This window comes from Anabaena sp. TISTR 8404 (assembly GCF_056847745.1).
On sequence record NZ_CP180578.1, the window covers coordinates 5617206 to 5633479 of the forward strand.

The 16274-nt window shown below is 40.5% G+C and carries 10 protein-coding genes; 4 read left to right on the top strand and 6 right to left on the bottom strand.

What is annotated here, in order from left to right; genetic code table 11:
* Positions 1-261 precede the first annotated feature (261 nt).
* The 3 genes from ACMX3D_RS24420 to ACMX3D_RS24430 form a co-directional block, all read right to left on the bottom strand.
* Positions 262-3195 carry a CHAT domain-containing tetratricopeptide repeat protein gene (locus ACMX3D_RS24420; protein ID WP_482748387.1) on the bottom strand — a complete coding sequence of 978 codons (2934 nt, stop codon included), beginning with the start codon at positions 3193-3195 and terminating at the stop codon, positions 262-264.
* 553 nt (positions 3196-3748) lie between these two features.
* Positions 3749-4489, bottom strand: a complete 741-nt coding sequence (gene rph / locus ACMX3D_RS24425) for a ribonuclease PH (RefSeq protein WP_482748388.1) — start codon at positions 4487-4489, stop codon at positions 3749-3751.
* A gap of 198 nt (positions 4490-4687) precedes the next feature.
* A complete protein-coding gene (locus ACMX3D_RS24430; protein ID WP_482748389.1) occupies positions 4688-5248 on the bottom strand; it encodes an adenylate kinase family protein in 561 nt (186 codons plus the stop codon).
* Positions 5249-5590: 342 nt separating this feature from the next.
* On the opposite strand from ACMX3D_RS24430, the gene ACMX3D_RS24435 reads away from it, so the two are divergent.
* The 3 genes from ACMX3D_RS24435 (at position 5591) to ACMX3D_RS24445 (ending at position 7470) form a co-directional block, all read left to right on the top strand.
* Positions 5591-6127 carry a P-loop NTPase family protein gene (locus tag ACMX3D_RS24435; RefSeq protein WP_482748390.1) on the top strand — a complete coding sequence of 179 codons (537 nt, stop codon included), beginning with the start codon at positions 5591-5593 and terminating at the stop codon, positions 6125-6127.
* Between the two features lie 86 nt (positions 6128-6213).
* A complete protein-coding gene (gene dcd, locus ACMX3D_RS24440; protein ID WP_482752418.1) occupies positions 6214-6783 on the top strand; it encodes a dCTP deaminase in 570 nt (189 codons plus the stop codon).
* A gap of 123 nt (positions 6784-6906) precedes the next feature.
* On the top strand, positions 6907-7470 hold the full coding sequence (locus ACMX3D_RS24445; protein ID WP_482748391.1) for a DUF1796 family putative cysteine peptidase: 564 nt from the start codon (positions 6907-6909) through the stop codon (positions 7468-7470).
* Between the two features lie 113 nt (positions 7471-7583).
* On the opposite strand, the gene ACMX3D_RS24450 is transcribed toward ACMX3D_RS24445, so the two are convergent.
* Positions 7584-8201 carry a hypothetical protein gene (locus ACMX3D_RS24450; protein ID WP_482748392.1) on the bottom strand — a complete coding sequence of 206 codons (618 nt, stop codon included), beginning with the start codon at positions 8199-8201 and terminating at the stop codon, positions 7584-7586.
* Between the two features lie 16 nt (positions 8202-8217).
* A complete protein-coding gene (locus ACMX3D_RS24455; RefSeq protein WP_482748393.1) occupies positions 8218-8883 on the bottom strand; it encodes a LuxR C-terminal-related transcriptional regulator in 666 nt (221 codons plus the stop codon).
* A 113-nt stretch (positions 8884-8996) separates the two neighbouring features.
* Between ACMX3D_RS24455 and ACMX3D_RS24460 the strand changes: the two genes are divergently transcribed.
* Positions 8997-9653, top strand: coding sequence for a DUF3386 domain-containing protein (locus ACMX3D_RS24460; RefSeq protein ID WP_482748394.1), 657 nt, complete (start codon positions 8997-8999; stop codon positions 9651-9653).
* A gap of 47 nt (positions 9654-9700) precedes the next feature.
* Here ACMX3D_RS24460 and ACMX3D_RS24465 read toward each other — a convergent pair whose 3' ends face one another.
* A complete protein-coding gene (locus ACMX3D_RS24465) occupies positions 9701-15823 on the bottom strand; it encodes a trifunctional serine/threonine-protein kinase/ATP-binding protein/sensor histidine kinase (RefSeq protein WP_482752419.1) in 6123 nt (2040 codons plus the stop codon).
* Between the last annotated feature and the right edge of the window lie 451 nt (positions 15824-16274).

The window sequence follows — 16274 nt, forward strand, 5'->3', positions numbered from 1 at the left end:
TTAACCTAATACAACGTGAGTTCAATCAACCTCTTCCTCCCAGCCTCCCTAATCTAAAAGGTGAGGGAGGAGCAATGAAAAATTCAGGTATTGGCTCCCCTTTCCGCGTCGGAGAGGGGTTGGGGGAGAGGTTAAAACAAACTTGTCGAATTCACGTTAATACACCGTTATCATCTTTCATATTCTGTTGTCAGTAGTCAGTAGTACTAACTGGGGAATCGTCATTTCACCAGAAGTAGAGACGCTACGGCCGTCGCGTCCCTACTTCAACGGTGTCCAATTACCAGAAGGAACAAACGCCGCCCAAAATCGTGGATGCTGATATTCTTGACTATTGAGTAAATCTAACTGTGCAGCACGTAAAGCTTCATGTCTTCCTTTACCCGCCTGCAAATTCTGGTAATACTTCACCATCAAATCCTTCGTTGCTGCATCATCCACCAACCACAGACTTAAAACTTGAGTTTGCGAACCAGCAATTACCAAAGCCCGACGCAAACCATAAACACCATCGCCAACTTTCACATCTCCCTTACCAGTTTCACAAGCCGACAGCACAACTAATTGATTAGAACGCAAATCTAAACCAGCCACCTCCAACGCCGTCAACACACCATCATCATCCCCTGCTTTGACTTGATTGCGTTTGTTTGCACCAGCCAACGCCAAACCCGAACGCAACAAGGGATTTTCAATTTGTAAAATCTGGGGCTGAAGTGGCGTTGATTCTAAATCTAGCGATGCGTTGAGATCTTGTTCCACATCGGTAATGAAGAAACCATGAGTAGCCAAGTGTAAAATGCTCGGACTTTGTATTTGTTTGACTGCGGTTTCTGTAGCATCTTGACCTAACAGAAATTTTGCACTGGGTAAAACCTTTTTAATCGCCACTGCTTCATCTTTAGTAGCAGCTAACGCTTCAAATTCTAAATTAGCTAAATCACCAGAGCGAAGGTTTTGTAAACTACGCATACCAGTTGTTTTAGCGGATGTCACAGTTTGTTTTTGATTGTTATAGTCAATATCTGCCAGCACCACGGGCGCAGAAGCGTCATGATTATTTGAAGCAAAGCGTAACAAATCTCGCCCACTAGTCAGATAAGAAAAAGCATAATGCTCAATTAAAAATTTATCCTGCTCATCCTTTAAGGCTTCAAAGGGAATTAAAGTTAATTGCCCATCAGGTGAGATTAAAATATGCCGCGCATCACCCAATAAAGGACGGATAGGTACGATTAATTTCTCATCTAAACTGCGGGCGATTTGGTTAAATGGTCTTCCTGTTGCTAATGCTGTGCGAAAATCAACAGCTAAAGAATCAATTTCTGCTGCTTCACCTAAATCAAGCCATGAGGGTTTACCAGTAGAGCGTAATACCGCCGCCGCATAACGCGATTTACCCCACTTTGGCATCTTTGTTATGGATTTAGTATTAAACGGTTGATATTGCACAATCTCCACCAAGACTGCATCTTTGGGAATTTTGGCTTGAATACTGGCTAATTCTACTGGTTGTGTTTGCTTACGGAACTCAGCACTTTTATTACTAATAGCTGCTTCTAATTTTGCTTTTTCTGCTTCTAGTTGTTCTAGTTGAGTTTTCAGGTTAGCAGTTTGTTTGCTTGATTCAGAAAATACTAATGCTGAGAGTTGCTGTTGTATTTGCAACCATTGATTGAATAATTTTTGTGTTTCTGAGTTTTTGTCGAGTTGAGCGCGTAGTGTTTGGATACTATCAGCTACAGCATCTAAAACTAGTCCTTTGCGACGGAGTATAGTGGTTAGAGCAAGAGATGCGGCGGCTGAATTTTTCGGAACTGCTTGCAAGGACAGGGAAATGGTGGCGTTAGTTGTCCCACTAAAAGTTCTCACGTAACTCTGTTTTCTTTGTTCTGAGCCAACAGCAAAAATCAAATTCAGATTTTGTGCTTCAACTTCTAGCCCACGGCGTGAGAAATCAATAGCACGAATATTATCACCCTTGGCTAAGTACAGTAAAGCCAAATTACTCAAGCTTAGGGCGACTAATGGATGTTCTTTACCAAGTACCTTCTCATAAATAGCCAAAGCGCGAAGATGTAATGTTTCTGCTTGTTGATAATTGCCTTGTACCTGATAGAGTTCAGCCAAATTATTTAAAATTTGGGCGACATAACGATGTTCTTTACCAAGTATCTTCTCATAAATGGCGAGAGCGCGGAGATACAATAGTTCCGCCTGTTGATATTTCCCTTGTGCGCGATACAGTGCAGCCAAATTATTTAAGCTTTGGGCAATATGAGGATTTTCTTTCCCTTGCACTTTCTCTCTAATAGCTAGAGAGAGGAGATATATTGGTTCTGCTTGTTGATATTTTCCCTGTAATCTATACAGTTCAGCCAAATTATTCAAGCTTTGAGCAACATCAGGATGTTCATTGCCCAGGACATTCGTATAAATGCCTAAAGAGCGACGATAGATGAGTTCTGCCTGTTGATAATTTCCTTGTTCTTGATAGAGTAAAGCTAAATTATTTAAGCTTTCAGCGACATAACGATCTTCTTTCCCTCGTACCTTTTCATAAATAGCCAGAGAGCGAAGATATAATGGTTCTGCCTGTTGATATTTTCCCTGTAATCTATACAATTCAGCCAAATTATTTAAGCTATTAGCAACATCAGGAGTTTCTGACCCTAAAACTTTCTCATAAATAGCTAGAGAGCGAAGATAAAATGGTTCTGCTTGTTGATATTTTCCCTCTTCCTGATACAGTAAAGCTAAATTATTTAAAGCAATAGCGACATAAGGATCTTTTTTCCCCCGCACCTTTTCATAAATAGCTAGAGAGCGGAGATATAGTGGTTCTGCTTGTTGATATTTTCCTTGTAATCTATAAAGTTCAGCCAAATTATTCAAACTATTGGCAACATTAGGATGTTCTTTACCCAGCACTTTTTCTCTAATAGACAGTGCGCGTTCTGCTAAAGGGATAGCACTAGCATATTTTCCTTCTTGATATAACTTGATTATTTGTTTATTAAGTTCTTCAGCTTCTTTTAAAGCTGCTTCTTGCTCTGCTGAATATGCGGGGGTTTGCTGTTGCGCTATCCCTTTGACTGGCATACTTAACAGTAACCCTGTTGTCATCGCAACTACCACCGTCCAAGGTGCTAAACAGATACCCGTAGTATTAATCGCGCTGAATAACTTTTTCACAGTCAACTCACAAGCTTTTCGGTTTGGCTATGTAATAAATCATGCCTTCCTCAGCACTTTTCGCAAAGCAGTTGTGATAAAAGTCAAAAACCTTCTCATTCCTCTTTGCGCCACTCTCCTCAACGGGGGGAACCCCCGTATGGAGGTGGCTGCCTCTGCGCCTTTGCGTGAGACAAAACCACACCCCACAACACCCAACACAGAAAATTTCTTGACACTTCCACCTCAAAGCCTCACCTTTCACCTTCTGAACTCCAATATTCGAGTAAAAAGGCTGAAACTTTGCCTTCCGAACTCCAATATTTGAGTAAAAAGCTTGAACTTTCGCCTTCCGAACTCCAACATTTGAGTAAAAAGCTTGAACTTTCGCCTTCCGAACTCCAACATTTGAGTAAAAAGGCTGAAACTTTGCCTTCCGAACTCCAATATTTGAGCAAAAAGGCTGAAACTTTGCCTTCCGAACTCGAACGTTCTTATTTCAAACAAGAACTTTCTCGTTTAAAACCTGAAAAGTCGAGATTCAGTAGCGAATTCATACTTCACACTTGATACTTCACACTTCAAACAGACTTTCCCAGCCAGGAATAGCTTCACGTTGGGCAATTAACAATTCTTGAATGCCTTTTTCGGCAAAATCTAACAGTTGATTTAATTGGGTACGGCTAAAACTACCTTCCTCGGCTGTGCCTTGAACTTCAATAATTCCCAGACGATGATCCATCACGACGTTGAAATCGACTGTAGCGGCTACGTCTTCTGGGTAGTTTAAATCTAAAAATGGCTCACCTTGTAATAAACCTACAGAAATTGCTGCGACTTGTCCGCATAAAGGCGATCGCTCTAACACCCCGCGCTGTAATAATTGCGAAATTGCCTGCGCCAAGGCAACAAAACCACCTGTAATGGCTGTGGTTCTGGTTCCGGCATCGGCCTGCAAAACATCAGCATCTACAGTTATTGTACGTTCGCCCAAAGCCTCAAAATCTATTGTTGCTCTTAAGCTGCGTCCGATTAAACGTTGAATTTCTTGAGTTCTACCCGACAATTTCAACCATTCCCGTTCTTGGCGCTGCTGTGTTGCGGCGGGTAACATTCGGTACTCAGCGGTTAACCAACCTTTACCACTTCCATTTAAAAATCTTGGCACTCCCTCAGTCACACTCACATTACAAAGTACCTGAGTATCGCCGCATCTAGCTAATACCGAACCAGGTGCAAAGCGAGTAAAGCCAGACTGAAAGCTTACAGGACGCAGTTCGTAAGGTTGTCTGCCATCGGGACGCTGCCATGCCATTGGATTTGCCTCAAAGTTTTCCTTTTAGAATACTGCGTGAAGTGTGAAGTATGAAATCTGAAGTGTGAAATTTTGTCTTCTGACGCAGGATTGAAAAAGTGTGAAGTATGAAGTCTGAAGTGTGAAATTTTGTCTTTTGACGCAGCACTGAAAAAGTGTAAAGTCTGAAGTCTGAAGTCGGAAATTTTGTCTTTTGACTCAGCAATCAGCACTTATTAGCAAATTAAGGATATTTTGCTCCACTATATCGGGTAGTTGGTCACCATTGATGGTTAACAGGCGGCGGCGACGGTCGTAATATTCTAGGATGGGGATAGTGCGATCGTAAAAGATTTCGACTCGACGCTGGACGATTTCTGGTTGGTCATCTGGTAAAGAACGCCCCAGGGAACGGCTGACCATGACGGCTTGTGGTACTTGTAAATAAATTGCCCAGTCCAACTTTTGCGCCAAAGTATCCAATAAAAAATCTAGTTCTTCCGATTGAAAGGCTGTGCGGGGATAACCTTCTAATATCCAACCACAACTGACATCAGGCTTGATCAGGCGCAGCCGAATCAATTGAATCATCATTTCATCCGGGACTAGCTCACCTCTGGCTACATAGGGTTGTGCATGGCGGCCGAGTTCGCTATAGTTAGCGATCGCTTCCCGTAAAATCTCACCTGTAGAAATCAGAGGTATATCAAAGTGTCTGCCAAGCCTTTGCGCTTGAGTGCTTTTACCTGATCCTGAACCTCCCAGAATCACTAATCTCACTTGACTTCACTCCTCATCTGGTAAAATTCATAACACTCTGCTAGTTTCATTTGTTGCTCCCAAATTTTGCGATCGTGTTGCGACTAGTTTCATCCAAAAAACGAAAATGTCAATATCTCATACCAATTTTGGATTTTGGATTTTAGATTTTTGGATTACTTTTCTGTTTCAGCCTTACCCCCTCCGGGTTCCAAAAATCTCACCTTCCCTACTCCCCACTCCCTATTCACCATTCCCTCAACCCAGAACACACTTGTCAAAATCAGGTTAATCATATAAGTAGATTTGCAATCACTCTCAGCAGAACTTATTTATTTTTTTGTAATTTTCTAAATTTTCCTTATGGTTGCCCAGTTAGAATCACCCAGCAGCAATTCGACACTTACCTCACCACATCCAGTAGAAGGGTTAGTGCAAGTTTTTACTAGCTCTCACCGTAACTTTTTTACCACCGTTATGGCGCAAGCCTTGAGAATTGCTGGTCAAGGCACATCAGTATTAGTAGTACAGTTCCTCAAAGGCGGTATTGGTCAAGGACATGACAAACCAATGCAGTTAGGACAAAATCTCGACTGGATACGCTGTGATTTGCCTCGCTGTATCGATACACCACACCTCGATGAAGCTGAAAATCAAGCTTTACAAAAGTTATGGCAACATACTCAAAATGTAGTCTACGAAGGTAAATATTCCTTAGTAGTTTTAGATGAGTTAAGTTTAGCCATCAACTTTGGTTTAATTCCTGAAACTGACGTTTTAGCTTTCTTAGCAAAACGTCCGCCCCACATCGATATTATTCTTACAGGCCCAGAAATGCCCAAATCTCTTTTAGATGTCGCAGACCAAATTACCGAAATTCGCCGCAGCCATCGACCCTAAACAAAAGACACTGTTCACGATATCCTAGTAGTTCGGTTTGAATTACCTGTGAACTTGTGATTAAGAACGATATCTGGATTACGGAAATGGCTCAAAAAGGGATGATTTCACCCTTTGAGCCAAGCTTAATCCGAAAATTACAGAAAGATACCTCTGTAGATCCTCAACCCGTTATCAGCTACGGTCTTTCTTCCTATGGCTACGATATCCGCCTCTCCCCCGCTGAGTTTCGGATTTTTCGCCACATACCAGGAACTGTTGTTGACCCCAAAAACTTTAATCCTCATAATCTAGAGTCAACACCACTACATACAGATGTGAATGGCAGTTACTTTATTTTGCCTGCTCATTCTTATGGATTGGGAGTTGCTTTAGAACGGTTAGAGGTTCCAGATAATATTACAGTAATTTGTATAGGTAAAAGCACGTATGCACGTTGCGGTATAATCGCCAACTTAACTCCTGCGGAGGCTGCATGGCGTGGTCATTTAACGCTAGAATTTTCTAATTCTTCTAGTGCAGACTGTCGTATATACGCCAATGAAGGGGTAGTGCAGTTACTCTTTTTAGAAGGTGAACCCTGTGCAATTAGTTACGAAGCAAGACAGGGTAAATATCAAGATCAGTTAGAGATTGTCACTATAGCTCGCGTATAGTTCAAATCCACAACCACAGGTTACGGTTAATTTTACCTGTGGTTTCTAAATTTAGTAGGTTTCTTTTAGCTGTGAAACCTCTAATTTATGTAATTTATATGGATGTCAATTAATTTTATGAGTATGAAAACAATACTAATACCAATTGGCATAGACTGCTCTGTAACGCATTATCTGCGAAACAGCAAAAAAAGGGTGCAAGCATTTCCATTTGACTGGAATGTAACACCTGTAAGTTCAGCTATCAGTCTTATCCAAAATGGTTTCGTCGATTTCATGGCAAAAGAAAACTTACTTTTCTTACCTCCTACTGATAGAATGCTATTTAAAGAGAATGGTATTGATCTAGAAGTTTCTCATGAAATAATAACACCTGTTTTAGATAAGAAATACAAGATTCTTTTCCCACATGATTTTTCGGCAAAGGGAGAAGAAGATTTAGGTCTAGTTAAAGAAAAGTATCAACGACGAATTTGTAGACTAAAACAAATATTAGAGCAATCAGATAAAGTGACGTTTGTTTATAATCTGAGAAAACCAAATGATTGGCAGCTTGCTCAATATGAAATTTCTGGAGTTCATTTCTTATTAGACAATATAGAGGATTTATATAGAGATTTTGAAGCTTTGATAAGGCATTTCAATAACATAGAATTTATGTCGCTAATGTCATTGCAGTCTACCTAGCAGACTCTAGAAATTATTAAAATTTTCTCAAAGTTAAAGTTGTATAAATCTTTGCAAATTTACGTATTTGCACGAAATTCCAACTGATTAGGAATAGATATTTCTAATCAAGGTCAACTTGAAACAATAATTCCAACCAAAACTCGCAGTAATTCTTCCAATTCTTCAGGAACTCGATAAAGTTTCAAGTCTTGCGAAATAATCTTTTCTTGACGGTGCAATATGCCAAATCGCCAGTCTTCTCCTGTTGTGACTGCACCATATAAAATTGGCGTTGCTGATTCTATCCATTGGTCAAGTGCAATTAATTCAACTGCTAATTGAGTAAAGCCTCGACCTAAATCAGATTGTTTAGCTTCAACTACTAACATTCCCACATTAGTGTTAATGTAATAGTCAAAGCTACCTTTGAGTTTTTCATTAATATTAATCGGATATTCAATATTTAACTGAGCATGAGTTTCTGCACAAATTTCTAGTAGTGTGGGTGCGATTAATACTTCTCGTCTTGCAGTTTCGCTTATTGGGTTAACGTAGGTTAAATTTCTTTGCAAATAACGGCTCAAAAATTCTAAACAGTTAAGTTTATCTGCATATCTTGGTAAGTCCAGCCGCTTGCGTTCATATTTAAAATCAAATTCTGCAAGAATATCGGCTGGCATATAAGGCAATTCAAAATATTTGCTAAAGGTATAGCTTGTACCAGGTTGAAGAATTGGCGGGCGAGTCATATTAATTCATCATTCTCTACGAAACCAAAACATCCTGTAATTTCGCCACCATTTCCGCCCGTGCTGATACTTCTAGCTTACGAAACATCCGCTTTAAAGCTTGCTTCACTGAGTTTTGCGTAATCCAGAGTTTTTCACCAATTTCTGCATTAGTTAAGCCCTGCGCTACCAACTCAGCGATTTCTAACTCGCGTGGTGTGAGGCGGCTAACTAAAGGTGAAGTTGTAGGTTTTGCCCTTAAAGTTGCCAGTTTAGCTGACAAATGCAAGCATACAGCACTTAAATCAGCTAAGTCGTTGCCATCAAAAGCAGGCTTACCGCGATCGCGTGCTAGGTGTAATGTACCAATCAATTGACCATCACAAACAATTGGCCCAGTCATGACGTGTTCGTGGTCAGAACGAGAGCAAAAATGTTTCCAGTCTCCTGGGGATAATAATAATTGCTCATGGGCGGGAGCGTGACGCTCAACTACGTAACGTCCTACAGGGTTCCCCTCTAAACATACTGAGGGAATAGCAGGAATATTAATTTCGGTTGGTGCTTTTTCATCTAAAAGATAAATACCCCAATGCTGCACACCAAAATGGTCGCTAATCTTATCCTTAAGAGCGAGATGCAATTCTTGCTCATTACGGACACTAGCGATCGCACCAAATACAGCATGAAGAGAATTAGCCATAAGTGTACCCAAAGTGTACCCCATTGGGGACTATGCTCTACTCAACAATTACCTCTATGCTAATACCAGCAAGAGTAAAACGCTATTATCACTGGATACGCTAGGAGAAGCACATGACAGTTACCAAACTCTCTGCTCAGGAACTTTTCCGGGCTGCTTATGAAAACCGCTACACATGGGATAATAATTTCCCCGGTTATACCGCAGATGTTACCTATAAGTATGACGATAAAGTTATTACAGGTAAAGTAACCATCAATGCTGAACTCAAAGCGGAAGTTCTGGAAGTAGAAGACGAGGAAGTCAAAAAAGCAATTCATGGTCAAGCTTGGGAAATTGCTATTCACCGTGTTCGTCGCAGTTTTGAAGACACCCACCGCGAAAACACATTTAGCTATGGTGACACCGACTTAACTGATGCAGTAGAAATTTTGGTTGGTGGTAAAGCTGCTGGCGATAAATATAAAGTCCGCAATAACGAAGTTTGCCTCGTTCACCGTCAAATTCACGGCGTTGTCGTTACTATCAACACTTTCAGCAGCCACCAAACTGGCGAAGGTTACTTGTCTCATACATACGATTCTGTTTACCATGACCCCAAGACTGGCGAACAGAAGGGTGGTAGAAGCGAATTCACCGATGAATATGAAAAGGTAGGCCAATACTTCATTCTCAATCGTCGAGAAATTCGCACCGAAGTCAACGGACATATGAATATTCAAGAATTTATGTTCTCGAATATTAAACTTTTGGAACCTGCGGCTGCTTAAGCTGAATTTTCAAATAAATATACGCCTCCATTGGAGGCGTATATTTTTTATATAGGTATTTCAATTAAAAATTCTGTACCTTGACTTAGAACAGAGTGACAAAATAATTTTCCACCGTGAGTTTCTTCAACGATTTGTCGAGCGATCGCCAATCCTAATCCCGTTCCTTTTCCGACAGCTTTCGTCGTAAATAAATTGTCAAATATCTTCTGTTTAATTTCTTCGCTCATTCCCTTAGCATTATCAGCAATCTTTATCTTCACAAAATTATCTGCGAGGTCAGTGGTAATAGTAATGCGGTTGGGATTGGCTTGAATATCTGCCATACTTCGTCCAATATTTGACTCATCTAAAGCATCAATAGCATTAGCAAGAATATTCATAAACACTTGATTTAGTTGCCCAGGAAAACATTCAATTTGCGGTAAATTACCGTAGTTGGTGACAACTTCAATTGCCGGACGTTGTTCGTTAGCTTTGAGGCGATGTTTGAGAATGAGAATGGTGCTATCAATACCTTCGTGAATATTAAACGGCACTTTGTAATCGCGATCGGCACGAGAGAAAGTACGTAAACTGGTGCTGATATTTTTCAGCCTGTTGCACGCCATAGTCATGGAATCAAGCATTTTGGGCAAGTCTTCTAAGCTATATTCCAAATCAATTTCTTGAGCATGGTCTTCGATTTCTTCACTCTTGTTTGGAAAAGTTTCTTGATAGAGTTTTAAGTGTTCAAAAATATCAGCAAAGATGGGTTGAGCTTGTTTGATACTGGCAGCAATAAAACCTAAAGGATTATTCATTTCATGAGCTACACCCGCAACTAAGTTACCCAAAGCAGACATTTTCTCACTTTGAATTATTTGTAATTGCGCTTGTTGCAAGGCAAGTTCTGCTTGTTTGCGTTCAGTAATATTTTTTACAAATGCACAATTGTACTCTTCGCCTTCTAGTTCAAGGTAGTTAACCGTTACTTCCACCGGATAGCTATGCCCTGATTTGTTGCAATTGTAAGCCTCAAAGATAAATGAACCCTTCTGTTTAAGCTCCTGCCAATGCTTTTTCCAGGCTTCCAACGAAAGCTCTGGATTGAAGTCCCACACGCATCTTTGCAAAATCTCAGTTCGAGAATAGCCAAGATCGTGACAGGCGGCATCATTAACATAAGAAATCTGTCCACTCGGTTTAACCCACCAGATCGGCACGCTGGAACGATCAATGGCAAACTGAGTCAGTCTGAAAGATTTCTCAGCCTGTTTGCGATCGCTAATGTCAATCACCACCCCATCCCAGACAATTGCACCATCGGCTTGTAGCTCTGGACGAGCCGCAGATTGAATCCATTTCACTGTTCCTGAAGGTAGGATAATCCGCCATTCTTGTTCAAAAGGTGTCAGAGTTTGGGCAGAGTAGGTCATTGCTTGTTCAATAGCTGCGTGATCGTCAGGATGGTGCATTGTATAAGGATTATGTATCCCCAGCATCACCAACTCTGGATCTAACTCATACAAGTCCCAACAGCCAGAACTAACGTAGGGTGTAGAAGTGGAACCATTCGTCGCCAGACGGAATTGGTATACCATGCCCGGAATATTATTTGCCAAATTTTGAAAGCGGATTTCATTAGCTTGCAATTGCGTGAGAGATTGTGTCAATTGTTGAGCATAGTTCTGGGAATTTTCATAAAGTCGGGCATTTTCTAGGGAAATTGCAGCTTGAGCGCAAAGTAAATTCAGTATTTCAACGCGATCGCTTGTAAACGCTCCTGTGACTAAACTATTTTCCAGGTATAAAATCCCCATCAACTTGCCTTGATGCAAAATCGGACTACACAAGATACTTTTAGGCTGTTGACGCACAATATACGGGTCATTGGCTAAAATCGGATCTGCTGTCGCATCCATCAGCACAACAGTTTGATTGCTGTGCTTGACTTTGTAAATTAGTTTGTGGGGAATATCTTGACTATCTTCAACAGGAATTCTCTGTAACACAACTGGCTGTGTTCCCTGGGACATCGATCCTTTAATTAACAGGCGCGAGTCTCGTAACAGCATTAATACACCTTTATCAGCCCCCGCATTTTCGATGACGATTCTCAGTAACGATGCAAGCAATTTTTCCAGTTCGATTTCACTGGAGATCGTGTGGGAAGCTTTGAGAATCGCTTTTAAATCTAGGGTATTTGAGACACTACTGCTAGAAGTGGCTCCACTAGTGGAGGCGACAGTCCCCAAGGGGATGATGGTTTCGTTAATTGAGAGGGTCGAACGAGTTTGCTGTAATATGGGGGCAAGTAGTTGGGGATAGCGTTTTTCTAAATCGGCAACTTTGGCTTTTGCACCCCATTTGGCGTAACAATAGTAAGCTTCTTGCATATAGCCTGCGGCAACTTTGGCTTTACCCCATTCGAGGTAGAATTTAGCTGCTAGTTCGTTAGCTAAGGCTTCTTCTTGGATGTAGCTGTTGGCTTTAGCAAGAGAAATAGCGCGATCGTAATAATCCCCTGCTTCATAATTCTTGCCTAATACCCGATATTTTTCTGCCTCTACCAAATCCAGCTTATGCTGGTAATTCATGGGTGCATGATGCGCCCATTGCTGTAACTGGGTTTGGTTTTCTGTTACACTCTGCAATGCTGCTGATGTTTCCTCTAATTCTGGATTTAATTGAGCCAAAGTCAGGAGCGAATCATAAAGATAAAATACTGGTTCGCTGACTAATCCCGCACCAGCCATAAAATGGTGCCTGACTTCAATAGCATGATTTTTCGCTGGCTCAATTTCTCCAAACAAGAAACAAAGCATTAATTTATACAAATGGAAAATATACAATCCATATCCATCATTGGCAGATTGTAGCTGCGGTCGAAATTCTGTTTCTTCAAGGGCTTTTCCAGACAAAAATGTGGTGTGTTCTGCAAAACCCAGCAGATTTAAAACTGGTTGCCAATAAATCCGACAATAATTTGCGGTTGTCAATTGATTTATTTGCATCAAACTATGGCAGTAGGCGGAAATATCCTGCTCTAAGGTAGCCAGGGGTTGATTACACCAAAAAGAATTGAGACAAAAAGTGTGTCCATTATATCCAGCAAGTACCAGGTTTCCAAATTCTAAGGCACTGGTGTAACCTTCTTGCAAAAGGGGTAGTGTTTCTTGAATGTGAGATTTGCGATGTACAATAAATATCCCCAAAATCATCAAAACCTCTGTTTTAGTGGCTTTGGCATCGAGTTTTGAGATAATCTGGAGTGCCAGAGAACCAAACTGTGTTCCTGTATCTACGATTTGGAAGAAATTGCAGAGAATATTGCCATAGTTCACATAGCCGAAAGTAGAATTCGATGTGTTGCCGTACTGAATCGAGAGTTTAACGGACAAAGTATTCAGCAATGGGTACAACGGTGAACCAGTAAGGTAAGCTGCTGGGCTGATGATATTGCAAATCTTCAGAATAGCGAGTTTTTCGGCATCTCGCATCTGTGGCAAGTTAACCAAATCGGCAATTTGCCTATCTCCAATCAGTTCCTCAATCTCTTGGATTTCTTGTTGCAGATCTGATGGTGTGGGTGTTTGGGGAAAGGTAACACCAAGCTGTTGTAAAACTGGTTGGGCGATCGCGATCGCTGAAGTCAATTTACTTTGGAAAATATGCGATTGAATTCTAATGCAGTAAACATTAACCTTTTCTAATAAAGAATGTGCCTGTTGAATAACAGTATCAATGAACTGTTCCATCGCCTCAAAATTACCATTTAGCAGTGCTACTTCTGCCGCTAATTCATACAAGGTAAGGGTCATTTCATACTGCTGCTGCCAAGTATTTCCTCCCAACAAAGACAATCCCACTGTGACATATTCACTCGCTGCTTGATAGGCGGTAGAATTTTTGGCTTTGCGAGATGCAATCAGATTCAGTTGTGCTAGTTCATTTCGTTGAGTTTGTTCGCTAATTAAAGCCGTGCCGTAATTTAATTGATTGACGATTTCAAAAATCCGGTCTTCTCTTGCTTGTGCGGAAATCTGTTGCAGCAGTTGTCCGATTTGGTAATGAGTCGTCTGTTTTTGGTCATCAGGAATCAGGGAATAAGCTGCTTGCTGTACTCGGTCATGTAAGAATTTGTATGTAACAATCAGTTGATTTTCTGATGTATCTGCTTGATTTTCTTGCCCGACATAAAACTTATAAACATCACCAATTGGTAAAATCAACCCTTCTTGCAAAGCTTTCCACAAAGCCGCAGCTGTCTCAATTTCCGAGTGCTGCGAAACAATCGCCAAAGTTTCTAAATCAAACTGATTACCAATACAAGCCGCTAACTGCAAGATATCTTGAGTTGATCGCGGTAATTTTTGCAGTTGCCAACTCATGAAAGTTACAACGTCATCTGTAACTGCTTGAGCCGTCACTTCTGATAAATTGCATCGCCAACAGCCTAACTCAAAGTCAAATTGAATTAATCCATCTTGATGCAATGCTTTGAGAAACTGTGTGGCAAAAAACGGATTTCCTTGAGTTTTTTGATAAATCAATACAGAAAGATGCCATGCTAAATCTTCTGAACATTTGAGTGTGTCAGCTACTAACTTATTGACTTGCCCTTGACTCAACGGTGCTAAAGTAATCGTATTAATCTTTGCTTGTGATTTCGCAATTTCATTTAATGTCAATATTAATGGATGTGCTGAAGTGACTTCGTTATCGCGGTACGCACCAATGATGAAAAGATTATTTGTATTAGCCATTAATAGCTGCATTAACTTGAGCGATGCCGAATCTGCCCATTGCAAGTCATCTAAAAATATTACTAAGGGATGTGATGCACTGGTAAAGACTTGGGTAAAATTTTGGAATAATAAATTAAAGCGATTTTCTGCCGCCGTTCCTGATAACTCTATTACTGGTGGTTGTTCGCCAATAATTCTTGACAGTTCGGGAATGACTTCAATAATTACCTGTCCATTTTCGCCAACAGCCTCTAATATTTTAGTTTTCCATTGCTGAATTTGGACATCACTTTCTGTTAACAATTGCTCCATTAAATCCCGGAATGCTTGCACAAAAGCAGAGAAGGGAATATTGCGTTGAAATTGGTCATATTTGCCTTTGATAAAATAGCCACGTTGTCTGACAATCGGTTTATGCACTTCGTTGACAACGGCTGTTTTACCAATTCCTGAAAACCCAGCAACGAGCATCATTTCTGTTGCGCCCTGACTGACTCTATCAAATGCTTCAAGGAGGGTTTTAACTTCAGTTTCTCGTCCATAAATTTTATCAGGAATGAGGAAGCGATCGCACACATCCCTTGTTGCTATTTCAAAACTTTCAATCTGACCCGTTTTTTGCAGTTGCGCCAAACAATTTTCTAAATCGTATTTCAATCCCAATGCGCTTTGATATCTATCTTCAGCATTTTTGGCGATTAATTTACTAATAATTCTGGAAATGACCGCAGGAATTTCGGAATTGATTTCATGTACTAATGGTGCTGTTTGAGCAAGGTGACAATGCACCAATTCCATTGGGTCATTTGATGCAAAAGGTAATTCTCTTGTAAGTAATTCATAAAAAGTGACACCCAAAGAATAGAAGTCTGTGCGATAATCAATCCCGCGATTCATTCTCCCTGTTTGTTCGGGAGAAATGTAAGCTAGTGTCCCTTCTAATACATTAGGGTTAACTAGAGTTTGTGTTTCTCGTGGTAATAAAGAGGCAATACTAAAGTCGATTAATTTAACTTGCTTGGTTTCGGGATTAATTAATATATTGGCGGGTTTAATATCTTTATGAATAATGCGTTCGCGGTATAGTATATCTAATGTATTGCACAGGGCGATCGCTATTTCTAAAAACTCCTGTAATGTTCTCCCTACTCCCCATTCCTTAAGAGAAATTCCACCAAAGTCTTCCATGACTAACATATAGCCATTTTGGAAGGGTTCGAGGCTATAGGTTTGAACAATCAAAGATGAGTTGAGATTTTTGGCAATAGTATATTGATTGCGAAACGACAAGAGTTCATGGAAACTAGGATAAGCATTTTTCAGCAGCTTAATCACTACAGGTTTTTGATCGGTTTCTCGATATCCTCGATAAACTTTTGTTCTAGAACCTTTGTAGAGTTCTTCGCTGACTTTATATCCAGGAATACTTACTGAAGCCATGATTTTATCACCACCATCTTGACAAATTCTGGATTTAGTTTTCCCAAAATGATGCAGTAAGTTCACAAATGTCAAGTGGTGAAAAACTTGATGAAACGTGCGCTTCCGTGCGAGAATCATGTTTATTCAAACTAAAAGCGATCGCCCTAACATCATCAGTGCGATCGCTTTTAATCTTTGGGTAGAGTGATGCAGTGGATTTGTTGCAGGATTCACCATTTTCGCGCTCTTGTTATGTCTTAGCACTCATGCGCGTCACACAGAACTATCGTCCACAGCACAGGATAAAAATCATGAGATACCCCAAGGAGGGTAGATGCAATCATGCCATTTGTCCCGTGCATTCAATAACTATTAGGCAGTAATAATTGCTGAAGTCACTTATCTTGGGATGACTGGATTGTTCAATGGGGTGTGCTGCTGAGGTTGGCGCACTTTATCAGGATTTAGC